Source organism: Roseibium sp. ROS1, from assembly GCF_054658215.1.
In genome coordinates this window covers 416,971-440,392 of record NZ_BAAGIG010000001.1, presented here as the reverse complement: position 1 = coordinate 440,392, position 23,422 = coordinate 416,971, and the positions used below count along the sequence as shown (strand labels likewise).

General features: G+C 60.1%; 23 protein-coding genes. 8 read left to right on the top strand and 15 right to left on the bottom strand.

Annotated features, from left to right (window positions below; translation table 11 throughout):
• Positions 1 to 11: 11 nt before the first annotated feature.
• The 4 genes from ACYQ6M_RS01910 to ACYQ6M_RS01895 all read right to left on the bottom strand — a co-directional run bounded on the left by ACYQ6M_RS01910 (position 12) and on the right by ACYQ6M_RS01895 (position 3,879).
• On the bottom strand, positions 12 to 1,061 hold the full coding sequence (locus tag ACYQ6M_RS01910; protein ID WP_023003097.1) for a TRAP transporter substrate-binding protein: 1,050 nt from the start codon (positions 1,059 to 1,061) through the stop codon (positions 12 to 14).
• Between the two features lie 118 nt (positions 1,062 to 1,179).
• A complete protein-coding gene (locus tag ACYQ6M_RS01905; RefSeq protein WP_023003096.1) occupies positions 1,180 to 2,520 on the bottom strand; it encodes a TRAP transporter large permease in 1,341 nt (446 codons plus the stop codon).
• Positions 2,520 to 3,116: a TRAP transporter small permease subunit gene (locus ACYQ6M_RS01900; RefSeq protein WP_460071808.1), complete on the bottom strand. Its 597-nt coding sequence runs from the start codon at positions 3,114 to 3,116 to the stop codon at positions 2,520 to 2,522. The genes ACYQ6M_RS01905 and ACYQ6M_RS01900 overlap by 1 nt, the downstream gene beginning before the upstream one ends.
• Positions 3,109 to 3,879, bottom strand: a complete 771-nt coding sequence (locus ACYQ6M_RS01895) for an N-formylglutamate amidohydrolase (RefSeq protein WP_460071806.1) — start codon at positions 3,877 to 3,879, stop codon at positions 3,109 to 3,111. Before ACYQ6M_RS01895 ends, ACYQ6M_RS01900 begins: the two co-directional genes overlap by 8 nt.
• Positions 3,880 to 4,054: 175 nt before the next feature.
• Between ACYQ6M_RS01895 and ACYQ6M_RS01890 the strand changes: the two genes are divergently transcribed.
• The 8 genes from ACYQ6M_RS01890 (at position 4,055) to ACYQ6M_RS01855 (ending at position 11,547) form a co-directional block, all read left to right on the top strand.
• The gene (locus ACYQ6M_RS01890; protein ID WP_023003093.1) at positions 4,055 to 4,924 is read left to right on the top strand and encodes a MurR/RpiR family transcriptional regulator; all 870 of its coding nucleotides are present in this window, start codon (positions 4,055 to 4,057) and stop codon (positions 4,922 to 4,924) included.
• A gap of 208 nt (positions 4,925 to 5,132) precedes the next feature.
• Positions 5,133 to 5,591, top strand: a complete 459-nt coding sequence (locus ACYQ6M_RS01885) for an NUDIX domain-containing protein (protein WP_460071804.1) — start codon at positions 5,133 to 5,135, stop codon at positions 5,589 to 5,591.
• Positions 5,584 to 7,218 (top strand): phosphotransferase, encoded by a 1,635-nt coding sequence (locus ACYQ6M_RS01880; protein WP_460071802.1) that lies wholly within the window; start codon positions 5,584 to 5,586, stop codon positions 7,216 to 7,218. The genes ACYQ6M_RS01885 and ACYQ6M_RS01880 overlap by 8 nt, the downstream gene beginning before the upstream one ends.
• The gene (locus ACYQ6M_RS01875; protein WP_460071800.1) at positions 7,211 to 8,101 is read left to right on the top strand and encodes a GAK system ATP-grasp enzyme; all 891 of its coding nucleotides are present in this window, start codon (positions 7,211 to 7,213) and stop codon (positions 8,099 to 8,101) included. The genes ACYQ6M_RS01880 and ACYQ6M_RS01875 overlap by 8 nt, the downstream gene beginning before the upstream one ends.
• The gene (locus ACYQ6M_RS01870) at positions 8,098 to 9,198 is read left to right on the top strand and encodes an HprK-related kinase B (RefSeq protein ID WP_055656270.1); all 1,101 of its coding nucleotides are present in this window, start codon (positions 8,098 to 8,100) and stop codon (positions 9,196 to 9,198) included. The genes ACYQ6M_RS01875 and ACYQ6M_RS01870 overlap by 4 nt, the downstream gene beginning before the upstream one ends.
• Entirely contained in the window at positions 9,195 to 9,896 is a 702-nt protein-coding gene (locus ACYQ6M_RS01865) for a histidine phosphatase family protein (RefSeq protein WP_460071798.1), read from the top strand. Before ACYQ6M_RS01870 ends, ACYQ6M_RS01865 begins: the two co-directional genes overlap by 4 nt.
• A gap of 14 nt (positions 9,897 to 9,910) precedes the next feature.
• Positions 9,911 to 11,275: a metallophosphoesterase family protein gene (locus ACYQ6M_RS01860; protein ID WP_460071796.1), complete on the top strand. Its 1,365-nt coding sequence runs from the start codon at positions 9,911 to 9,913 to the stop codon at positions 11,273 to 11,275.
• Positions 11,272 to 11,547, top strand: coding sequence for an amphi-Trp domain-containing protein (locus ACYQ6M_RS01855; RefSeq protein ID WP_152505618.1), 276 nt, complete (start codon positions 11,272 to 11,274; stop codon positions 11,545 to 11,547). The genes ACYQ6M_RS01860 and ACYQ6M_RS01855 overlap by 4 nt, the downstream gene beginning before the upstream one ends.
• A gap of 248 nt (positions 11,548 to 11,795) precedes the next feature.
• Here ACYQ6M_RS01855 and hypE read toward each other — a convergent pair whose 3' ends face one another.
• The 11 genes from hypE to hypF all read right to left on the bottom strand — a co-directional run bounded on the left by hypE (position 11,796) and on the right by hypF (position 23,406).
• Positions 11,796 to 12,785 (bottom strand): hydrogenase expression/formation protein HypE, encoded by a 990-nt coding sequence (gene hypE / locus ACYQ6M_RS01850; protein WP_209170159.1) that lies wholly within the window; start codon positions 12,783 to 12,785, stop codon positions 11,796 to 11,798.
• 44 nt (positions 12,786 to 12,829) lie between these two features.
• Entirely contained in the window at positions 12,830 to 13,981 is a 1,152-nt protein-coding gene (gene hypD / locus ACYQ6M_RS01845) for a hydrogenase formation protein HypD (protein ID WP_460071794.1), read from the bottom strand.
• A complete protein-coding gene (locus ACYQ6M_RS01840) occupies positions 13,978 to 14,247 on the bottom strand; it encodes a HypC/HybG/HupF family hydrogenase formation chaperone (RefSeq protein ID WP_023003083.1) in 270 nt (89 codons plus the stop codon). Before ACYQ6M_RS01840 ends, hypD begins: the two co-directional genes overlap by 4 nt.
• A gap of 12 nt (positions 14,248 to 14,259) precedes the next feature.
• Positions 14,260 to 15,081, bottom strand: coding sequence for a hydrogenase nickel incorporation protein HypB (hypB, locus tag ACYQ6M_RS01835; RefSeq protein WP_460071792.1), 822 nt, complete (start codon positions 15,079 to 15,081; stop codon positions 14,260 to 14,262).
• The gene (hypA, locus tag ACYQ6M_RS01830) at positions 15,081 to 15,422 is read right to left on the bottom strand and encodes a hydrogenase maturation nickel metallochaperone HypA (RefSeq protein WP_460071790.1); all 342 of its coding nucleotides are present in this window, start codon (positions 15,420 to 15,422) and stop codon (positions 15,081 to 15,083) included. Before hypA ends, hypB begins: the two co-directional genes overlap by 1 nt.
• Positions 15,415 to 15,873, bottom strand: coding sequence for a hydrogenase maturation protease (locus ACYQ6M_RS01825; protein ID WP_168685147.1), 459 nt, complete (start codon positions 15,871 to 15,873; stop codon positions 15,415 to 15,417). The genes hypA and ACYQ6M_RS01825 overlap by 8 nt, the downstream gene beginning before the upstream one ends.
• Positions 15,874 to 16,080: 207 nt before the next feature.
• A complete protein-coding gene (locus ACYQ6M_RS01820; protein WP_082809895.1) occupies positions 16,081 to 17,523 on the bottom strand; it encodes a Ni/Fe hydrogenase subunit alpha in 1,443 nt (480 codons plus the stop codon).
• Positions 17,524 to 17,534: 11 nt separating this feature from the next.
• Positions 17,535 to 18,104: an NADH-quinone oxidoreductase subunit B family protein gene (locus tag ACYQ6M_RS01815; RefSeq protein ID WP_055656289.1), complete on the bottom strand. Its 570-nt coding sequence runs from the start codon at positions 18,102 to 18,104 to the stop codon at positions 17,535 to 17,537.
• Positions 18,101 to 18,829 carry a 2Fe-2S iron-sulfur cluster-binding protein gene (locus tag ACYQ6M_RS01810; RefSeq protein ID WP_062487256.1) on the bottom strand — a complete coding sequence of 243 codons (729 nt, stop codon included), beginning with the start codon at positions 18,827 to 18,829 and terminating at the stop codon, positions 18,101 to 18,103. The genes ACYQ6M_RS01815 and ACYQ6M_RS01810 overlap by 4 nt, the downstream gene beginning before the upstream one ends.
• Positions 18,826 to 20,706 carry an NAD(P)H-dependent oxidoreductase subunit E gene (locus tag ACYQ6M_RS01805; RefSeq protein ID WP_460071786.1) on the bottom strand — a complete coding sequence of 627 codons (1,881 nt, stop codon included), beginning with the start codon at positions 20,704 to 20,706 and terminating at the stop codon, positions 18,826 to 18,828. Before ACYQ6M_RS01805 ends, ACYQ6M_RS01810 begins: the two co-directional genes overlap by 4 nt.
• Positions 20,707 to 21,015: 309 nt before the next feature.
• Positions 21,016 to 23,406 carry a carbamoyltransferase HypF gene (gene hypF / locus ACYQ6M_RS01800; protein ID WP_460071784.1) on the bottom strand — a complete coding sequence of 797 codons (2,391 nt, stop codon included), beginning with the start codon at positions 23,404 to 23,406 and terminating at the stop codon, positions 21,016 to 21,018.
• Positions 23,407 to 23,422 lie beyond the last annotated feature (16 nt).

Genomic DNA, 23,422 nt, shown 5'->3' with positions numbered 1-23,422 from the left:
CCGGGTTTCTATCAGGAATAGCGGTAAGGCCGGCCGGCCTTCTTCATGTCCTGATTGTACTTCTTGAAGATCTCCACGACCTTTGCCTTGGTCGGGGATTCAGCTGCGATCTCGTCCCAGAAGGCCATCGCGGCTTCTTCAACCGTTGCCCATTCGGCGTCCGGAATGGAGGTCAGCTCCATCTTGGTGCCGTTGACGCGCAGGTTGGCTTCACCGCCCCAGTACCACCACTGGCGATAGTAGTGCGACGCATCCATGGCAAGCTGCAGCATGGTCTTCAGGTGATCGGGAAGCTCGTTCCAGCGCTCCTGGTTGGCGAAGAACGAACCAGCCCACGCACCCGAGATGTTGTTGGTGAGGAAGTAGTTGGTCACATCCGCCCAGCCGACGGTGTAATCCTCGGTGATGCCCGACCAGGCAATGCCGTCGAGTTCGCCGGTCTGAACGGCAACCTCGATGTCTTCCCACGGCAGGGTGACCGGCACGACGCCGAACTGGCTCATGAAACGGCCGGCTGTCGGGAAGGTGAAGACGCGCTTGCCTTCAAGATCCTTCAGAGAACGGATCGGGTCCTTGGTGGCAAAGTGGCACGGATCCCAGGAACCTGCGGAAATGTGCTTCACGCCAACCTTGGCATATTCCTCTTCCCAGATTTCCTTTAGGCCGTACTGGTTGAACAGCACCGGCACGTCGAGGGAATAACGGGAAGCGAACGGGAAGTAGCCACCGAAGACGGTGACTTCGGTCGGGGACGCCATGCTGTCGTCATCCGACTGAACGGCATCGATCGTGCCCTGCTGCATGGCGCGGAACAGTTCGCCCGTCGGCACCAGCTGATCGGCGGTGTAGAGCTCGATCACCATCTCGCCGTTGGCGGCCTTGTTGAAGGCATCGATATGCGGCTTGATCACGTGCTCGGCAAGCGCCGGACCGGCATAGGTCTGGAGGCGCCATTTGATCTGCGACTGGCCATGCACGGCCGGAGCCGCAAGGGTGGTCGCTCCGGCGGCGGCGGCAGTGCCGATACCGGCTTTTTTCAGAAACTCACGTCTGTTGGTCATCTCAAGTTCCCCTAAGTTTCACATTCAGCTAAAGCGGTGCGGCCGTTTTCCGGCTCTCGTAAGTCCGCGGTCCAACTCCGTTTTTCCTCCGGACGTTGTCTTCTTGTCCCGTTCCTCGCTACCTGCCGTAAACCAGATCCGGCAACCACAGGGCAATTTGCGGGAAAACCATGACGAGGACGAGCGCCAGGACCATCACCGCGACAAACGGCGTAATCGAGCCGTAGATGTCGCGCATGCTGATTTCCTTGGGCGCCATCGCCCGCATCAAGAATAGATTGTAGCCAAAGGGCGGTGTCATGTAGGCGATCTGCGTGGTGATCGTGTAGAGCACCCCGTACCAGATCAGAACTTCGCCCGCCGGCATGCCCAGATCAAGGCTTGCGACCAGAGGCACGTAAAGCGGTGCCACGATGACCAGCATCGCCGTATCGTCCAGGAAGGTGCCCATCACCAGGAAGGACAGCTGCATCAGGATCAGGATCATCCACGGCGACAGGCCGAGCTGTTCGGTGAAGAGGCTCTCGATGGCCTTGACCGCGCCCAGACCGTCAAACACCGCGCCAAACCCGAGGGCGGCAAGGATGATCCACATGAACATGCACGAAATGCCGAGCGTGTTCTTCAGGCAAAGCTTCAGGATATCCCAGGTCATCCGGCGACGGATGATGGCAGCCACCAGGGCGGCCAGAGCACCAATGGCCGAGCTTTCCACCAGGCTGGTGTAGCCCTTGACGAACGGTACCATCATCACCGCAAAGATGATGATCGGCAGGATGCCTGCCAGAAGCAGATGATATTTCTCGTCCTTGGAGGCGTCGCGCTCTTCTTTCGTCAGCGCAGGGCCGAGTTCAGGTTGGATCTTGCAGCGGATCGCGATGTAGACGACGAACATGGCTGCCATCATCAGACCAGGAACGACCCCCGCCAGCCAGAGCTGGCCGACAGGAGCGCGCGCGATCATCGCATAAAGCACCAGCACCACGGACGGCGGCACCAGAATGCCAAGCGACGACCCGGCCTGGATTACCCCCGTGACCATCCGCTTGTCGTATTTTCGTTTCAGGAGTTCCGGCAAGGCGATGGTCGCACCGATGGCCATGCCGGCAACCGACAGACCGTTCATGGCGGAAATCAGGACCATCAGCAGGATCGTGCCAATAGCCAGACCGCCATTGAGCGGGCCCATCCACACGTGGAACATCTTGTAGAGGTCGTCGGCGATCTTGGTTTCCGACAGCACATAGCCCATGAAGATGAACATCGGCAGCGTCAGCAGCGGATACCACTTCATCAGCTTCATGGCCGCGGAGAAAGGAATGTCGCCACCGCCAGTGCCCCAAAGGGCCAGAGCGGCGATTGCGGCAATGCCACCGATAGCGCCGAAAACGCGCTGCCCCGTCAGGAGCATCAGCATCATCGACGAGAACATCAGGAGAGCGATCATCTCGTATGACATCAGAGCGTCTCTCCCTTGATCAGGGCGATATCCTTGATGAATTCCGAGACGGCCTGCAGCAGCATCAAAACAAATCCAATGATCATTATGAGTTTGACCGGCCAGAGATAGGGCCGCCAGGCCGTCGGGCTGCGCTCGATATAGCCGAGCTTTTCAGCTGCCGCGTCAGGACCACCGGTGATGAAGGAAACGAACAGGTCCCACCAGAAGCTGAGCGAGTCCTTGCCGAAATAGCCAAGCGAGTACGCCGTGGAATTCAGCGCGCCATAGAGCAGCACACCGAGATAGAGCATCAGCAGCAGCACCGTGAAGGCATCGAACCAGGCCTTCTTCTTGGCGCTCCACTCGGCATAGAACAGATCCATGCGCACATTGGAGCCGAGCTGTATGGAATAGGGCCCGCCCAGAATGTAATAGGCAACCATCGCGAACTGGGCGACTTCCAGTGTCCAGAGCGATGGATTGAAGAAGGTCTTGGAGATCGACGACCACAGAAGGATCGCCGCCATGACGAAGACCCCCCACATGATTATCTTGCCGAGACCCCGATTGAAGCCGTCGACGATGCAGATATAGACGCGGGCCGCCTTAAGCATGGGCTTCTCCCTGCGTCTGCCCGCCAACGGCTTGCGCGGCGTGCTCCAGCAGGGGCGCCAGAAGATCGCTCCACTGCGCTTCTTCTGCCGAGGTCTTCACTTCGTCGTTGCGGATTTCAATCATCAGGCAAGGCAGCTTGCGATCCTCGCCGTGCCGACGGATTGTATAATAGACACCATCGGACGGAGCGTACGGTTCGTTGTCTCCAACGGTCAGGCCGCACTTGGCCTTCAAGCCCTCCAGGACCGGATCCGCAAGACGCCGGTCCTTGTCGTAGATGAGGCCGATTTCCCAGGGACGGGACTGGCCCTTGTAGACCGGCGTGAACGAATGGATGGAGACCACCGCTGTCGGCAGCCCGCGCTCGAGACGCTGGCTGATCACATTGTCGATGGCGTCGTGAAACGGCCGGTGCGCAAGGTCCAGACGGAAGGTCTTCTCATCGGCCGACAGGTCCTGGTTGCCCGCAATCTTGGTGGTTTCGCTAAGGCACGGGATCAGGTCAGGCCGGTTTTCCTCGCGATTGCAGTCGATGATCAGGCGCGAGACAGTGGTATGGACCAGCGGCGCATCAAGGCTCTTGGCCAGCCCCCTGGCAACGCCGAGCGCTCCCGGGTCCCAAGCGATATGCGCAATCTTGTCCGCATCGGTAATACCGAGCGATGTATCGTAGGGGGGCGGAAAGAAGTTGGAAGCGTGATCGCAGACAAAAACGAAAGGCCCCGCTCCCTCCGCATTTTCAACGGCGACAGCCCGAGTCATTCCTCCGGTCTGGGGATTCGAACCCATTCCCTACTCCCTGAAAGATCGGCCCTGCATTTTGTAATGTTTATTACAGGATTGCCGACTTAACTAACTTCTGTAATATTTGATACGCAGATTGCAGCGGCTGTCAAATGAAATTCAGTGCCGCGGACCGTCATAAAGGCCGACGCCCATGGAACGTCCTCTTCTGGAAGATATTCGCGACCGTCTGGACGAATTCACCGCCACGGAAAAGAAGGCGGCGCATGCGTTGTTGGCCAATTACCCGATGCAGGGACTGGGCACCGTCGCCCAGTTTGCAGAGGCCGCGGGGGTCAGTTCCCCCACCATCTTGCGCTTCGTCGGCCGCCTGGGCTTTCCCGGCTTCGCCGAGTTTCAGCGAAAACTCCGCGGCGAACTGGAAAGCCAGCTGAATTCGCCACTCGCCCGCAGTGCCAACATGGAAGACGACCCGGTCGGCGACCCCCATGTCAGCCAGCTTCTGGAAAATGTGCGCGAGACCTTTGCTCATCTGCCGAAAGGCGAACTCACCGGCCTCGTCAAGCTGCTGTCGGACGAACGCAAGCATGTGCACCTGATCGGGGGCCGCTTTACCGACGGCCTTGCCCGTTACATGGCGGCGCATCTGCGGATCGTCCGGGCCAACGTCAATCACGTCGCCGGCCAGCAGGGCAACTGGCTGGACCAGCTCATCGGCATCGGTCCGAAGGACGTCGTCGTCGTTTTCGATATCCGGCGCTACCAGGCTGAAATCATCCAGTTTGCCGAAGCCGCCGCCCGACAGGGTGCGACCGTGGCCCTTGTCACCGATAGCTGGATGTCACCGGTCGGCCGCATCGCAACCTTCGTTCTGCCTGCCCGCGTCGCGGTCCCCTCCCCTTGGGACTCCTCGCTGGCACTCATGGCGATTGCCGAAGTGCTTATCACCGGCGTCACACGTGAGAACCAGAAGCGGGCCCAGGAGCGCATGCGCGCACTGGAGAAATTGCGCAACGACATCGACCCCTCGACAGAAGGCCGCGCCATGGGGCCGGATATCTGAGCGGCCTGGAACCACTTGAAACCGTGAACAGTCGAAGATCGGTTCGCTCGCGGTGAGCGACTCACCTATACTCGCCCCATCACGGCCCTGCTGAAAGCCGAAGCGGGCCCCTGACAGAAGCTGCGCCAGCCGGTCTGGCAGGTCCCGAACCGGCAGGCCTGAACAGGGAGCGAGATCCATCGCAAGTGACGCGCCCCTAAAAGGTGCCGTGTTTCGGCCCGTCATCCGCTCAACACCAAGAGCCTTTATCCGCCGGGGTGACCGGCTGCTGGTGCAAGACAAGCGACACCCCGTCAAAGGCCGGTACTTCACTCTGCCCGGCGGCAAGCAGGACCCGGGCGAAACGCTTGAAGCCTGCCTGAAGCGCGAATGCGTGGAAGAAATCGGTGCCGCAATCACCGTGTCGCACCTGATGCATGTGGCGGAAGTTCATCGGCGCAAACAGGCCACAAGAGAATATCAGCACCAGCTCGATTTCATTTTCGCCTGCAGCGTTGCCGAAGACTACCAACCGGTATTGGGACCACGCCCGGACCCGCATCAGGTCGGGACACGCTGGATAGGTTTCGACGAAGCTCAACAGCTACGTCCGCTTTATGTCACAAAACTGTTTTCACTTGGCTGTACGCGGGAGCCCGAAGTCTATCTCGGACCCCATAATGATTAATGCCCCAAAGACCATTCGGGAAAATCTCCGTTTTCTGTGCGCGGAAATCGATGGTCAGCTCATACAGCTTGAAGCCTTCTTCAAGGAACCGACGGCAGCGACGGCACGCCGGATCATGGACCGTGCCGGATACGCCCATAACCTGAAGAGCCGGATTCTTGCGGCCTGTGTCCAGCAGATGGCCGGAGCCAGAAAGAACGATCGCAAACATCTTACCCTGCGCAGCCTGGAGTTTGTCGCCACCGATCTTCAGCGCATCGCCAACCTGGTGCGCCAATCCTTGCGCCATGCAGAGCGCATCGAGACCTTTGTCACGCTCGAACCTGAACGTTATCCCGCGATTGTCAGTCGTGTCCGGCAAGGCGTTGCCCGCATCGAGGACGCCCTTCTCAGCAGGGACAGTGAAAAGGCCATAGAGATCGGCCAGCTCCAGAACAAGATCGAGGCTGACTACCGCAAACTCTTCAAGGCCTACACACGCGACATGCGCAACCCGGACCGGTTGCCGGCCGACATCGCCAACAGCCTGCTGGTCGCCAGCGAATTTCAGCGCATGGGTGAATCCCTGCGGGCCATAAGCGAAGCGCTGATTTCCGCCAACATCGGACAGGCAGTCAATTTCGAACGCTATTTCGCCCTGCAAAGTCTGATGTCTGACCTGGACACGGCCAGCGACGATGTCACCATTGAAACGATTGCCGAAACCAGGTCGGGAAGCTCCATTTCCGCCATCAAGGACAAGAAGACCGAAACGGTTACGGCCGTTTTCAAGGATGGCGACAAGAGCAAGGTCAAGGAAGAGCGCCAGGGGGTGAAAAGCTGGCATTCCATCTATCCAGGCCTTGCCCCGAAAATCCTGTCCTACCGCAAACGCGACCAGTCGGCAGCGCTCCTGATCGAACATTTGCCTGGCCTGACCTTCGAGCACATCGTCCTGAACGAAGGCGACGCCCTGCGCATTCAGGCACTTGCCAGTCTTTCGCGCACGCTGAAAGACGTCTGGAAGCAGACGCGGACTGCAGAACCGGCGGATCTCGGCAGCATGCAGCAACTTTGCAAACGCCTTGGAGACGTCCGCAGGGTTCACCCGGAATTCAAGGAAACCGGCATCCATTTCGCAGGAGAAACCCTTCCCTCGCTCGACGCCCTGATCACCGAGGCAGCCGACCGCGAGGCAAGGGTAACCGCTCCCTTTTCCGTCTATATCCACGGTGACTTCAACGTCGACAACATCATCTACGACCCCGGCGAGAACCGGATCCACTTCGTCGATCTGCATCGCTCCCGCTACATGGACTACGTTCAGGACGTGTCCGTGTTCATGGTTTCGAACTACCGGCTTCAGGTGCTCGACAGGGAAACACGTCGGCGGATCAGCGATGTCTCTCTCGCATTCTACAAATCCGTAAGAGCCTTCGCCCGCAAGCAGGGTGACGACACGTTCGAATATCGGCTTGCCCTTGGCCTTGCCCGGTCCTTTGCCACATCGACGCGGTTCATTCTGGACAAGTCCCATGCCCGGCGCATGTGGCTGCGTGCCCGCTACCTGATCGAACAGGCCCTTGCCTGCCCACCCGGCGCCGAGGCCCGGTTCCGCCTGCAAATGAAGGAGATCTTCGTTGACTGACCTCAGGATCGGCGTTGTCGGCATACCCGGCAAATGGTCGACGGAAGTTCTGGCGGACGCCCTGGAAGCACAAACAGGTTTTCGCTGCGTGGTCGACATGGCCGACGTCGTTCTGGATCTGGAAGCCAGGGCGCTGATGGCTGGGCAGATCGATCTTTGCAGCCTCGACGGCATCGTGGTCAAGAAGATCAGCCAGACCTACAGCCCCGCAACGCTGGACCGGCTAGAGATGTTGCGCCTTGCCGAGGCCAGCGGCACCAAGGTCTTTTCCAGCACAAGGTCCATTCTCGGCCTGGTCAACCGGCTGAGCTGCACCGTGACCCTGGCCAATGCAGGCATTCCCATGCCAGCCACCTGCGTGAGCGAAAGCGAAGACGAAGCCCTGGCCGCCGTCCTGCGGTTCGGCAGTGCGGTGTTCAAGCCCCTGTTTTCGACAAAGGCCCGCGGCATGACGCTGATGGATGCCACTGAAGGCGAAACAGCCCTCCGGCACAAGATTGCCGCGTTCAAGGCCGACAATCCGGTGATGTACCTGCAGAAGAAGGTCAATCTTTCCGGCAGGGACCTCGGCATGGTTTTCCTCGGCGGGTCCTATCTCGGCACCTATGCCCGCGTTGCCCAGACAAACAGCTGGAACACGACCATTCTTCACGGTGGCAAATACGAACCGTTCGAACCGGATGCCGATCTGATCGAACTGGCGCGCCGCGCGCAGGAACCGTTCGATCTCGACTTCACCACCGTGGATGTTGGCCTGACGGACAACGGACCGGTCGTGTTCGAGGTCTCGGCCTTCGGTGGTTTCAAGGGAGCTCTGGAAGGCGCCGGCATCGACGCTGCCAAGCTTTACGCCAACCATGTAATTGAAAAGGTGCGCGGATGACCGGCATAACCGTCCAGGACGTTGTCGACGCTCTTTCCCCGGCTCGGGAAACGCGAAACTGCGATCCGGTGTGCCTCACGGTCGGCGGCCATGTGGTCGAGGTAAGATGCACCTCTTCGGCGCTTCTGGCCGAATTGCTGCGCTATTTCCAGCATGTGATTTCCGCGCCGAGCGAACCGGACAGGATCGTCCATGTGCTCGGATCCATGGAACTGCCCTTCGACCCGGAGTACACCGACTGGGAGCGGGAAACGGGAAAGTCCGGCCGCAAGGATGCGGTCTGCGACCTTGAAAACGGGCGCCTGATCCTGAAGGTCCGCACGGGTCTGCAGTTCCTGCAATCCCCCGACTGGGCGATCGCCTTTGGCCCTACGGACGATCACCCCAACCAGGTGATCAACTTCATCAACACCCAGTTTCTCAATCACTTCCAGCGGCAGGGGTGGGTCGCCTGTCATGCAGCGGCTGTCCGCACCCCCAACAGGGGGCTTGCGATATCGGGCCTTTCCGGCGGCGGCAAGTCCACCTCGATGTTGCGCCTGATGGAGCTCACCGGCACGCAGTATGTCACCAACGACCGCCTTCTCGTGCGCAATGCCGGCAACAGTACCGATGCGCTCGGCATTCCGAAACTGCCGCGCATCAACCCGGGCACCATCGTCACCAATGCACGGCTGACCGGTCTTATCGACGAGGAGCGCGAAGAGGAACTGCGCAACCTGGAACCGGACGAACTCTGGCACCTGGAAGAAAAATACGACCTCTTCATCGATGACATCTATGGTCCCGGGCGCATTTCCCACGATGCGCGCCTGACAGATTTCTGGGTGTTGAACTGGTCCCGCGACAGCGCCGACGCGACCGAAGTAAGCAAGACGGATCTGAAGGACCGGCCGGATCTTCTGTCGGCGATCATGAAGAACCCCGGCCCGTTCTACCAGACGCCGCAAGGCCCGTTCTGGCCGATGAAAACACCGCTCGACACAGAGGCCTACCTGGGGGCGCTCGAAGGTGTTCAGGTGTGGGAAGTGAAGGGACTGATCGATTTCGATGCCCTGTTTGAAGCCGGTGCAGAGCTTCTGGGACAAACGCCATGACAGACCGCTTCGCCATCCTGGTGCGTCATGGCGCTTACAATCAAAAACCGGACACGCCGAGTGCCCTGCAGCCCTATGGCCTGACCGATGCAGGCAAGGTGCAGGCACAAGAACTAGGCGCCGAGATTGCAGACATCGCGCGGCAGGAAGGCATCCGGCTGGCACCGGAGATCTTGTGCTCACGCCAGCTCAGAGCCTGGCAGACGGCAGCGTTTCTCGGCCAGTCGCTTGGTGAAGTCCTCGGATCGGACTTCACGATCACCGAGGATGAAGCTCTTGCCGAACGCAGTGTCGGTGCCCTTGCCAACCTGACCTTGCGGGAAATCGAGCAGGTGATAGCAGACGATCCACGCACCGCCCCGCTGCCGGGAGACTGGAAGTCGAACAGCCATCACAGACTGCCGGTTCAGGGCGCTGAGAGCCTGATGGAAGCCGGACAGCGGGTGGCTGCCTTCCTGGATCAGAAGATGGCAGATCTGGATGACGAGGCAGGACCTGGTGCCCGGATCTTCGTCGGCCACGGTGCTTCCATACGACATGCCGCCCATTGCCTGGGTGTGCTGACGTTTGATCAGATCCGCCAGCTCAGCATGCACCACGCGCGCGCCGTCGTCCTGAAACTTGAGAGGGACGGCACCTGGGTGCACCACCGGGGTGACTGGAAACTTCGACAGCCACTTGAAACCGCAACGGATTGAACCGGATTGCTGCCATGATGACCCATCTGCCACTGACCCCGCTTCTGCCGCCGATGGACCAGGCGGAAGCCATTGATCTCGGCCTGCCCGAAAGCTGTGTCCCCTGGCCACTGGCGCCCATCGGGCATCTGCCCCTCGGCCAGTTCACCACCGAAAGCAACCTTCCCGGTGTTGTCGGCAGCCTTGCCCGGGCAAATGCTCTTGGTCCCTGGGACTGGCCGGAAAAGCCGGTAATCTTCATTTCCGACCTGCATGCGGATGCGGAAAGCCTGTTGAGATCCCTGACGGCGGCACGTGCAATCCAGCGCAATGGAGATGGTCTGAGCGACTTTCACCTGACGCCCTTCGGCCGAAGCTGCCAGTTCATCATCGGCGGCGATTGCCTGGACAAGGGCCCCAGCAATCTGGACCTTCTCGACAGCCTCAGCGCGCTGCTGAAAACCGGCGCCGATGTCGTCATCCTCGCCGGCAACCACGACCTGCGGCTTTACCTCGGTCTCGAAGCCCTGACGGTCAAGCGCAGCTCGCTCAACGCCCATATGTTCGTTCGCATGGGCAAGAAGGTGATGCCGCTCTTGAAGGAAGTACACGAGCGGTATGTCGGCAGCTCGGCCGACCTCGCCATGCTGCCCGACGAGGAAACCTGCCTGTCGCTGATGGTTCCGGGAAAGAAGTGGACCAGACAATTTCCGAAGGCAGCCTCACGCTATCTGAGTGACGCGGCCATCCGCAAGGAAATGCAGCGGCTTAAGAAGAAGGCGGACAAGTTCGCGGAACACGCCGCCGAAGTCGGCCTTACCATTCGTCAGCTGTATGCTGCCGCGCTCAAATGCCGGGAACTCTTCGTTGAACCCGGCGGACGCTACGCCTGGTTCTTTCAAAGTCTCAAGGCCGTGCATCAGAGCGGCTCGCTGCTGTTCGTGCATGCCGGTATCGATGATCACATGGCTGCACAGATCTCGGCAAAAGGTGTGGCCCACGTCAATCGCCGCTTTCGGAAGGAAAGCCGGAAAGATCCCTTCGTGTTCTACTCCGGCACCATCGCCAATCTGATGCGCACGAAATACCGGGATGTGGACCATCCCCTGACCGAAACCGGCGTAGACGATCTCCATCTTGCCGGCATCAGGATGCTGGTACAGGGGCACGTCAACAGGCACAGCGGACAGGAGCTGACGTCCAAGCACGGCCTCTTGCATCTGGAAGCGGACATCACGCTCGACCGGCATTCCAGAAGCTCCGAAGGTCTTGAAGGCATTGGCACCGGCGCCACGATCATCTGCCCGGATGGCAACATCGTCGGCATCAGCCGGGATTATCCCCACGCCAAGCTGTTCAATCCGGCGCACATTCTCCAGCAACACGGATTGTCGTCATGATGGAACGCAAGGGCCGTTTCCGGCACCAGTCCCTGCAGGACAGGAAATCGATCCAGAAACTGCTCGACGCCGTCAAGCGTGGCATCGCCAAGGGCGAGCTGCAATTCGGTGACGACACCGGCGAGATTACCCTGCACCCGAAAGGTCTGTTGGCCATCAGGGTGACAGCCACCACGGAAGACGACCAGTCCCGCCTGGACCTGCGCATCACATGGGCCAACGACGGCCAGGACAAGAAGGACAATGGCAAGCTGAAGGTAAAGGGCGGATAGGCCAAGCCCCGAAAACCGGTCGCCCCCCTACCCCTCATTCCGGACAAGGAAGGCGCAGCCGCCCGCAGATCCGGAATCCGGTCATCAGCTGCGCTGCGAGCGCGTCCTCTCAAGTCCCTGACTGAGAAAAAAAGCAGCCTCTCCTGGAGGAACACAAAGGCCGGTGTGTACCGGATCCCGGTCCTGGCTGCGCCAAACCGGGACGCCAAGCATCGGATTGGGAAAGAGCCTTGGGGCCTGTGCCGCTCTTAGCAGATGCGCGGCAGCTGCTCACCCGAGAGCCAGTCGACAACACGGGAGCCGCCGAAGCCGGTCTTCATGACCACCATGCAATCGGTGTCCTCCACGATTTCACCGATCTTCGCAGCATTCTGCCCCAGCGGGTGAGCCTTCATGATCTCCAGCAACCGGTCTGCATCAGACGCCTCGCAGATGCAGATCAGCTTGCCTTCATTGGCGACATAAAGCGGGTCGAGACCGAGCAGCTCGCAGGCCCCTTCCACATCCGGGCGAACGGGGATCTCACCCTCGTCGAGCATCACGCCAACCTTCGAAGCATGAGCGATTTCGTTCAGCGCAGTTGCCAATCCACCCCTGGTCGGATCCCGCAGAACCGAAATGCCCGGCACCGCGTCGACCATCGAACCGACGAGGCCATGCAGCGCTGCACTGTCGGACTGGATTTCGGTTTCGAAGGTCAGGTTTTCCCGTTTCGACAGGATGGCAACACCATGATCGCCAATAGTGCCGGACAGGAGAACCGCCTGACCTGGCTTGGCCGCAGCAGGAGAAATCGAGACGCCTTCCGGCAGAACGCCAACACCGGTCGTTGTGATGAAGACCCCGTCGCCCTTCCCCTTTTCAACCACCTTGGTATCGCCGGAAACCACCGGCACTCCGGCTTCACGGGCTGCGCGCGCCATGGATATGACAATCCGTTCCAGATCAGCCAGCGGGAACCCTTCTTCCAGTATGAAGCTCGCGGTAAGCGACACCGGCCTCGCACCGGCCATGGCCACATCGTTCAAGGTGCCATGGACCGACAGAGATCCGATATCGCCACCTGGAAAGAACAGCGGCGAGATCACATGGGCATCGGTCGACATGACGAGCCGTCCTGGCGGCACTTCAAGCACCGCCGCATCATGGCCCTGGTCCAGGATTGTATTTTTTAGATGCCGGTGAAACAGGTCCTCGATCAGGACGGCCATGGCCCGGCCGCCGCCGCCATGGGTCATATCGACAGCGCCGGTACGGAATTTTGCCTGCGGATCGATGCTGGTCACGCCGCAGCTCCCTTGGCGGCGGCAATCGCCTCGCGCTTGCGGCCATAGGTCCAGTATGCGGCGCAGGCACCTTCAGAGGAAACCATGCAGGCCCCCATCGGATTGTCCGGCGTGCAGACCGTGCCGAACAGATTGCATTCCGTCGGTTTCTTCACCCCGCGCAGGATCGCTGGACATTCGCAGGATTTGACTTCGCGCGACTCCTTCGGGCTGAGCGCAAAACGCTCTTCGGCATCGAAGTCGACATAGGCTTCTCGGATTTTCAGGGCACTGTCAGGAACATAGCCGAGCCCGCGCCATTCAAAGGTCCGGCGCAACTCCAAAACGTCGTCAACCAGCCTTTGGGCCTTGCGATTGCCTTCCTTCGTGACGACCCGGGTGTACTGGTTTTCCACTTCATGCCGGCCTTCGTTGATCTGGCGGATCAGCATCAGGGTCGACTGCATCACGTCGAGCGGCTCAAAGCCGGCAATGACGACGGGTTTCCTGAAGTCCCGCGCCGCCGGTTGATACGGCGCCCAGCCGATGACCGAGCTGACGTGGGAAGGCCCAAGGAAACCGTCAATCTTAACCGCCTGCTCCCCCGGCTCCGCCGGAGCGTTGACGATATGGGCGATGGCAGGCGGTGTCAGAACGTGATTGCAGAAGACGGAGAAATTCTTCAGGCCTTCCGCCTTTGCCTGCAGGATCGCGACCGCCGTTGGCGGCGTCGTCGTCTCAAAGCCGATGGCGAAAAAGACCACCTGCCGTTGCGGGTTCTCCCGCGCAATCCGCAGGGCATCCTGGGTCGAATAGACCATCCGGATATCGGCGCCTTCGGCCTTGGCCCGGATCAGGCTCTTCTGCTTGGTGCCCGGCACCCGCATCATGTCGCCATAGGTGGTCAGGATCACATTCGACTTCAGCGCCAGCTCGATCGCATCATCAAGACGCCGTACCGGCAAGACACAGACCGGGCAGCCCGGCCCATGCACATACTCGACATTTTGCGGAACCAGATCCTGCACCCCGTAACGGAAGATGGCGTGAGTGTGCCCACCGCAAAACTCCATCAGATGGTAACGCCGGTCCGGATCAGCTTCCTGCCGGATTGCAAGGGCAAGCTTTTGCGCCAGTTTGCCGTCCCGAAATTCCTTGATGTATTTCATGCGTCCGTCCCCACCACCGGCTCGCCCGCCATCTCCTCCAGCTCCTCGGCAAGAACACCGGCTTCCGCCATAAGCTGAAGGGTCCGTTCGGCTTCCTCCTCGCTGAGCTTGTGCAGGGCATAGCCGACATGGACGAGCACATAGTCGCCAACGGCAACCTCCTCCAGGAGAGCTGTCGAGACCGGTTTCCGGATCCCTTCCAGAGCGACAGTTGCCATGTCGTCGCTATCGACGGAAACCACCCTTGCGGGAATGGCGAGACACATGACGGAGAACTCCTATTCCGCAGCAAGGCCGCGTGCGTGCGCTGCCTGCGTCTTCAAGGCACCGTCCAGCCAGACTAGCCAGCCTTCCAGGCCACCGCCAGTGCGCGCCGACACTTGCAGGATCTGGATCTTGTGATTGACCCGTCGTGCATTCCGGATCGCCGCGCCGACGCAAAAATCGACATGCGGCAGAAGGTCGGTCTTGTTGAGGATCATCAGGTCGGCGTTGGCGAAGATATCGGGGTATTTCAGCGGCTTGTCCTCACCTTCCGTTACCGAAAGGATCACCACCTTGAAGGCTTCGCCGAGATCGAATGCCGCAGGGCAGACCAGGTTGCCGACATTCTCGATGAAAAGCACGCTGCCTTCGTCCAGCGGCAACTTCTCCAAGGCATGACCGACCATATGTGCATCCAGATGGCACCCCTTGCCGGTGTTGATCTGAATGGCAGGTACTCCCGTTTCCCGGATCCGCTCGGCATCGTTTGACGTCTGCTGATCACCTTCGATGACCGCAGCCGGGATCCTGCCCGCCATCCGCTTCAAGGTTTCGACAAGCAGCGTTGTCTTGCCGGAGCCGGGGCTTGAAACAAGATTGAGTGCCAGAACGCCTTTTGCGGCCAGCAAGGCACGATTGTTGTCCGCATAGGAATTGTTCTTGCCCAGAATATCGGTTTCGATCTGGATCAGCCGTGCCTGGCTCATGCCCGGAACGGAAACGCCGGCTTCCCCTTCGCCGAAATGGACATGACCTGCGTCATGTGAATGGGCGTGTCCATGGTGATGCTCATGGTCATGTTCGTGAGACCCGCTGCAACCGCATACCGTACACATCACACCACCTCCAGTTCCCGGATCTTCAGCTCTTCCCCGCTGACAACCTGCAGGGCTTCCGAACCACATTTCGGGCAGCAATCGAACCGTGCGTTCACCTGCACGGTCTTGAAACAGGAAAGACACAGCGCCTCGGCTGAAGGCCTGGATATTTCCAGAATGGCGCCTTCGGCGAGTGAGCCCCGCATGACGACGTCGAATCCGAATTTCAGCGCCTCTGGTTCGACGCAAGACAGCGGTCCGATGTCGACCGCGACCCGCTTCACCCGGGTAAAGCTATCCTTCGCCGCCTGATCCTTCAAAATGTCGAGTATGCTCTCGCAAAGTGACATTTCATGCATGGGCTGCCTCCCTCTGCTGATCTGCCTTTTGCAGCCACTCCAGCAAGAAAGCCTCGGCTGCAGCCAGATTGGCAGCTGCCTTGTCGGACAGCCCTTCCTTTACCTCACCGAATTCATAGCCTGAGATACCAAGCACGAAGGCTTTCGGTCGGGCGCCATAAAGGGTATCGCAAAGCGCCAGAACAGTCTGCGGAATCAGACTGTGGCTGCCAAGCACTTCCGGTGCACCCGGCGCGATTTCCCGGAACGAATAAGGTCCCGCGGCACCGATCTCAGCGTCAACGAAGATCACCACATCGTGCTCTGAGACCGCCAGCGCATGTTCGGCGACAAGCTGATAATCGGTATCGACCTCCAACCCCGGCAATCCGCGCACGGCGATAGCCTCGGACAAGGCCGGCCCAAGCCCGTCATCGCCCCGCCCGGGATTGCCATATCCGATCAGAAGCATGAAGACGTCCTCTCTTCAGAGTTCCTACAAAAACCCTTTCCAGCGTCATCCCGGCCAAGCGCAGCGCGAGCCGGGATCGGGGAGGCACAGATTTCTCGGCAATTCATTTCCCGAAAGAGAGTATCGAACTCGCCGATCCCGGATCTCCGCTTTGCTGCGTCCGGGTGGACGATCTGAGAGGCTGTCATATCGTCGAACCTCCCACGCTCACACACACTGCGTCCGGCTGTCGACCAACGCGCCATCCGCATTGAACAGCTCCACCTGCAGCGGCATCTGACCGAGAGCGTGGGTGGCACACGAAAGGCATGGATCATAGGCGCGGATCGCGACTTCGACATGGTTGAGCATGCCCTCGGTGATCTGCTCCTTGCCGGAAAGATGCTTGACCGCGACATCCTTCACCGCGCGGTTCATGCCCTCGTTGTTATGGGTCGTGGAGACGATCAGGTTGCAATAGGTAACCTGGTCATGTTCATCGACCTTGTAATGGTGGATGAGGTTGCCACGCGGAGCCTCGATCACCCCGATACCTTCCTCGCGCCGGTCCCCCTTGGCAATCAGGTCCGTCCCTTGCAGATCCGGGTCGTTCAGAAGCTCCCGGATCTTCTCCACACAATGCAGAACCTCGATCATCCGCGCCCAGTGATTGGCCAGCGTGGAATTGTTCGGCGTACCGCACGTCACGGCCTTGAGGTCTTTCAGAGCGGCATCGGCAAGAGGCGTGTCGATGAAGGCTGCCGTGTTCATGCGCGCCAGCGGCCCGACCCGATACCAGCCGACATCCGGACCAAGCGTCGTGATGAAAGGGAATTTCATGTACGACCAGGAGCGCACGTCCTCGACAATCAGCTCGTGATATTTCGTGTAAGGCACCTGATCGAAGATCATGTCTCCGGTGGAGCTGAGAGCCCGCAGGTTGCCGTGATAGAGATCGAGAGCTCCGTCGCTCTCGCGCACCAGTGACATGTAGTTGGAGGGGAACGAACCGAACTCGGCGACCAGGTCTTCATGCTCCAGTGTGTAGTTCCTGGCGAGTTTCACCGCATCCAGGGACCATTCGATCATCTGGTCCACCGAGGCAAGAAAATGATCCCGCCGTTCAATGGGCAGGTTTCGGTTGATACCACCGGGAATGGCGCCGGTGCCGTGTACCTTCTTGCCTGCCGTCGCCTCGATGATCTCCTGCCCGTATTTGCGCATCAGGACGGCGCGCTTGCCGAGTTCCGGATTCTCCTTGATCACCTCGAAGATGTTGCGCTTTTCCGCAGGCGCACCGAAGCCGAACAGGAGATCGGGCGCTGCCAGGTGGAAGAAGTGCAGCACGTGGGACTGCATCACCTGGCCGTAATGCATCAGCCGGCGCATCTTTTCCGCCGTCGGCGTCAACTGGTCGACACCGGCGATCATGTCCATGGCTTTCGCTGCCGCCAGATGGTGGCTGACAGGGCAGATGCCGCAAAGCCGCTGCACGATCACCGGCACTTCCCACATCAGCCGGCCTCGAATGAACCGCTCGAAGCCGCGGAATTCGACAATGTGCAGCCGGGCTTCATCCACCTCGTTTTCCGCATTGAGGTGGATCGTCACCTTGCCGTGGCCTTCCACGCGGGTGACGGGAGAGATTTCAATCAGTCTGGGTTCAGTCATCGCCATCACCCTCAGTCGAACTTGATCATTTCACGCTCAAAGCCCCGGAACTTGCCGGTCAGCAGCTTGGAAAGCGTGTCGAAGATGATGTCCCCACTGGGTGCACAGCCGGGGATCTGGTAGTCGATCTCCACCACCTGGGAACACGGATAAACCTCGTCCAGAAGCAGCGGCAGAGCCGGGTCGTTGGGCACGTTGTGGGTCGTGTTGCGGATGTATTTGCCGGTGATATAGGCCTCGTCCAGGCATTCGCGCAGCGGCGCGTCGGAATGCATGATCGCGTTGCGCATAGCCGGCAGCCCACCCATGATCGCGCATTGGCCGAGCGCGATCAGCACATCGCAGTTGCGCCGGAAGTCATGCAGCACATGCACGTTTTCCTCGTTGCAGCAGCCGCCTTCGATGATGCCGATGTCGCACCGCTGGGTGAAGCGCTTCTTGTCGGTAAGCGGCGAGCGGTCGACATCGACAAGCTGCATCAGCTCGATCAGGCGCTCGTCGATATCCAGGATCGCCATGTGACAGCCGAAACAGCCGGCAAGAGAAGCGGTCGCGATCCGGGCCTTGGGCAGCTCGCTCATTTGCGCTTCTCCTCGATGTCGTGACCGATCAGGCCATGATCGAATTCCCGCTCGCCGATGGGAACGGCGAAGCCGACGCGCTTGCGGATGATGCAGCCAACCGGGCAGACCTCCGCCGAAATCGCGTGATCGGTCACCTCGGCATCGGTATCCGCAAGGTTCTCGCCGTTGACCGCGACCCGACGATGAATGCCGCGGCCGACATAACCGAAGATGCCCTTGCCATCGACGTCCTGGGAGGCGCGAATGCAGCGCCCGCAGGAAATGCAGCGGTTGGTGTCCAGCGCGATGTCGGGATGGGAGGCATCCAGCGCCCGGCACGGTTCCAGATAGGGAAACCTGGTGGCTTCCGTCATGTCGAGCCGGTAGGCCATGGCCTGAAGCTCGCAATTGCCGCTGGCTTCGCAAATGGGGCAAAGGTGATTGCCCTCATGGAACAGCATTTCCACGAGATCGCGGCGCATCTTGGTCAGCCGCGGTGTCTCGTTTTCCACCGCCTGCCCCGGCGCCGCCGGCTGGGTGCAGGCGGCAACGCTGCGCCCGCCCGCCTTCACCGTGCAGACCCGGCAACTGCCCTGATGGCGCAGGCCTTCGTGGTCGCACAGGCGCGGGATATAGACCCCGGCCTCGTCAGCCGCTTCCATGATGGTCTGGCCCGCGTAGGCGGTGATCTCCACCCCGTCGATGGTGAAGGTGAAGCCGGTCTCTCTCTTCGTGCCGCTCATTGGGTGAAATCCTTGTCGAAGATATAGGAGCGGCGCTTGGCGATCTTGCGTGCCCCGTCGATGGCCGACTGGATGTCGAACGTATCGCGGATGCCGTCCTTGCTCGGCTTGATCACCGCCGAATAGACCAGCGGGAAGTTCTTCAAGGTGGTGAGAACCGGGTTGGGAGACGTCATCCCGAGACCGCAACGGCTGGTCTCGATGATCGTACCGGAGAGGTCCTTGAGGTAGTCGATGTCCTCCGGGTTCGCGAGGCCCTTGCGGAACTTCTGGATCGCCTTCTGCAGGAAGACATTGCCGACCCGGCAGGGCGTGCAATAGCCGCAGCTCTCATGCACGAAGAAGGACATGTAGTATTCGACGATTTCCAGAACGTTGCGCTCGCCGTTGAAGACGATGATCGCCCCGCCGGTCGCAAGGTCGTCGAACGTCAGTTTGCGGTGAAAGCTGTCGCGGGCAATCATCGTCCCGCTCGGTCCGCCAACCTGAACCGCGGCGGCATCCTCGCCGCCGACCATCGCCAGCAATTCCCGGACCGTGTGTCCGTAAGGCAGTTCATAGATGCCCGGGTTCAGGCAATCGCCACAGACGGAGAACAGCTTGGTGCCGTGCGAGCCTTCCATGCCCATGGCATTGAACCATGCCGCCCCCTTGTCGAGAATGCGCGCGGCATGACAGAAGGTCTCAACGTTGTTGACCACCGTCGGATACCCGAGATAGCCGCGGTTCACCGGGAACGGCGGCCGTGTCTTGGGTTCGCCCGGCAAGCCCTCACAGGAGCTGATAAGCGCACCTTCCTCGCCGCATATATAAGCGCCGGCGCCAAGCTGCAGGCGGATATCGAAATCAAAGCCCTTAACGCCTAGAATGTCCTTGCCGAGAAGACCGCGCCGGCGTCGTTCTTCCAGAACCTGAAGCAGAAGCTCGCGCAGATAGACATATTCGCCGCGCAGATAAAGGATGCCCTCGCGCGCACCGACAGCCCTTGCCGCTATAGTCATGCCTTCGATCAGGAGATGCGGCCGTTCGGTCAGGAGAACGCGGTCCTTGAAGGTGCCCGGCTCGCCTTCATCGGCATTGCAGATGACGAAATGCTTTTCGGCACGCTCGCTGGCGGCAAAACGCCATTTCCGGCCGGTGGTAAAGCCCGCGCCGCCACAGCCGCGCAACCCGCTTTCCTCGATTGCGGAGATGATCTGCGTCGGTGTTATCGTGGCCGCCTTGGCAAGCCCGGCGTCTTCTGGAACAGGCCCCAACAGCACTTCACCCGCATGGCGGATGTTGTTGTCGACCATATGCAAGGCGCGTTCGGATGGTGTCAGCGCCTCGAACCTTTCGCTGATCAATTGCTCCGGGCTTCGGCCCGCCTTCAGCGCCTGCGCGGCGCTGCGCGCGGTCTCCGGCGTCAGTTTCGTCAGGACGATGTCGTTGACCATCGCGGCCGGTGCCTGATCGCACATGCCGATGCAGGGAGTGTATTCCAGCGAAAACGCACCGTCGTTGCTGGTTTCGCCGATTTTAAGCCCAAGCTCCTCTTCAAAAACACAGGCAATCTCTGACACCCCGGAGAACCGGTCGACGATATCGTCACACAGCCGAATGGTGACCCTGCCTTTCGGCGCCAGGGAGAGGAAGGAATAGAAACTGGCAACACCCTCCACCTCGATCCGGGTGAGACCGGTAAAGGCGGCAACATGGTCCATGGTGGCCGGGGCGATGCAGCGGTAGCGGTCCTGCACCTCGCGCAGGATGTCGAGCATTCGGTGCTTGTCGTTGCCGAATTGCGCGCAGATCGCTTCGATCTCTTCGGCAGGAACAGGCGCGGTTCCGCAGATGGCCGTGGAGACCCCGTTCCCGGTCTTGTGCCCGTTGTCCATGGCCCCTCCCTCCTGATACCCAAAGCAGATTGCACCCGCGTAGGCGATGACCGTTCCGTCCGGCGTGATTGGCTGGTGTTGTGCCCTGCCGCTAAATCGATTTGAGATCAAACCGGACTGCAGCACATGATGGCAACGACCCGCAATACACTTGTGAAATTTCCGAGTGGTTCCACGCTTCCAGACTTGCAGGAAAACGTCTTTGAGGAAGATCAACCTGCTTAAAATCGGGGCAGATGGTACCTGATGGCCTATCAGGCGATCCTGCTGACCGAGGCGCGTTCAAGGACCTTCAGTCAGGGCAAAAAATCAGTCATCGAAGGTTGAGGGCGCTTGCAAATTTGCTGCGATCACCGCCTGACCGAGCGCAAGGCCGCCATCATTGGCGGGCACACTTTTGTGGTTGAGAACGGTGTAGCCATCGGCTTCCAGCTTCTCGGTCAGGCCGTCGCGCAAGAAGGCGTTCTGGAAAACGCCACCGGAAAGAACGACCTTGCCGGATGGTCTTGCGCCTGCAGCCGACAGGCCGCGCGCAAGGCCGTCGATCAGGCCTTGGTGAAAGCGCGCGGAGATAGTCTCATGCTTCACCCCCGATTTGAGATCGCCAAGAAGCGCAGGCCAGACCTTGTCGAACGACAGCAATACGGTCTCCGACGTCGTCACCTCCACCGGATATCCTTCCTTGCCAGCCACGGAGGCGCGCGCCAGCACCTCCAGCTGCATTGCAGCCTCACCTTCGAAGCCTTGCTTGTCCGGACAAATATCAAGCGCGGCAGCCACCGCATCAAACAGTCTCCCGGCAGAGGACGTCATCGGTGCGTTGACACCTTTCTGCATCATCTGATCAAGCAGCTTTGCCTGATGGCCGGCAAACCTGGTTTCCAGACCGGTTCCCACCAGGTTGGCGCGGTAGTTCACTCCAAAGGCAGTAAACAGTTGCGCTGCCAGATTGCGCCACGGCTCCCGGTTTGCGGCCTCTCCTCCCGGCAACGACACTTGCCGGAAATGGCCACGCCGCACGAAGCCGCCGTAGCCTCCCTGCAGGATTTCACCGCCCCAGACCGTCCCGTCCGCACCCCAGCCTAGCCCGTCCAGAACAACGGCATGAACGGTCCCTGGCATCGCCTGGTCTTGCCCCTGATCAGCCAGACAGGCCGCAAGATGCGCATGGTGATGCTGCACCCGAACCAGCGGCAGGCCACGCTCCCGGGCAAAGTCTTCGCCGGTCCGCGTCGACAGATATTGAGGATGTGCATCGACGGCGACAATATCAGGCTCGAACTGGTAGAGGTCCAGATAGAGCCTCAGCATCTTCTTGTAGTCTGCAAGGGTCGGCGCGTTTTCAAGATCGCCGATATGCTGCGACAGGACTGCGTTGCGGCCGTCGAGAAGGCAGAAGGTCGCTTTCAGCTCTCCCCCAAGAGCAAGAACCTTCGGCGCCCCCTCGAAAGAAGTGGGCAGACGGATCGGCGACGGAGCGTATCCGCGCGCGCGGCGCAGGATGGAAACGCCGGATCGATCCTGACGAACGACGCTGTCATCCAGCCGGTTGACCACGTCGCGGTTGTGCATCAGGAACCCGTCGACAATGCCTGCAAGGTTGTGCCGGGCACATGCGTTTTGTGTTTCCTGCGGGTTCTCGGAAAGATTTCCGGAGGTCAGCACAATCGGCCCCTTCAGCTCGGCCATCAGCAGATGGTGCAATGGGGTGTTCGGCAGCATGACACCCAGGCGGTCGAACGGACCGGCGATACCGGGCGCCAGTGGTGCAGCCGCTTTCTTAAGCAGAACGATCGGTGCCGCCGGGCTTTCCAGCAGCTCCACCTCTTTTGCATCAGCCAAGGCGAAGTCCCGGATCTGGTCCAGATCCCGCGCCATTAGGGCGAGTGGCTTCACCGGACGGTGCTTGCGCAACCTCAGCTTTTCAATGGCGCTCTGATTGCCTGCATCGAACGCTATCTGAAACCCGCCAAGACCCTTGATCGCCAGAATGGCACCGCGCCCGAGCCGCTCGGCGGCAAGGACGACAGGATCGCCATCAACGGCACATCCGTCTTTGTCTTCAAACCAGAATTTCGGCCCACACTGCGGACAGGCAATCGGTTGGGCATGGAAGCGTCGGTCAGCCGGGTTTTCATATTCGATGCGGCACGCCCGGCACATTTCGAAGGCCGCCATGGCTGTCGAGGCCCGGTCATAAGGAATGTGCCGCAGGATGGACAGACGCGGTCCGCAATGGGTGCAATTGGCAAAGGCATAGCGGTAACGCCGGTCGGCCGGGTTTCGGATGTCGGCCAGGCAGGCCGGGCATGTTGCGGCGTCCGGCACCACGCCAGTGGCGACCTTGCCTTCTTCACTCGGCAGAATTCTGAAATCTCTGGCATCGGGCGCACCTGCCAGATCGGACACAACAATCTGGTCGATACGTGCCAGCAGTGGCGCACCCGATTGCAGACGACTCAGAAAAAGGTCAAGCGAGCGCTCGTCACCACTTGCTTCGATCAGCACACCTTCGCCGTCGTTCAGCACATGACCGGCAAGGTCCAGACCTCTTGCAAGCTGCCAGACAAACGGCCGAAACCCGACGCCCTGGACAAGACCCCTGATCCGTATGGATTTGGCTGACCTGGATGGACCTGTTTCTTGCACGCGCTCAAGATCTCTGGATTGCCCGACATCGCCGCCGACGATGACCTTCATTTCTCGCCAGCCACGA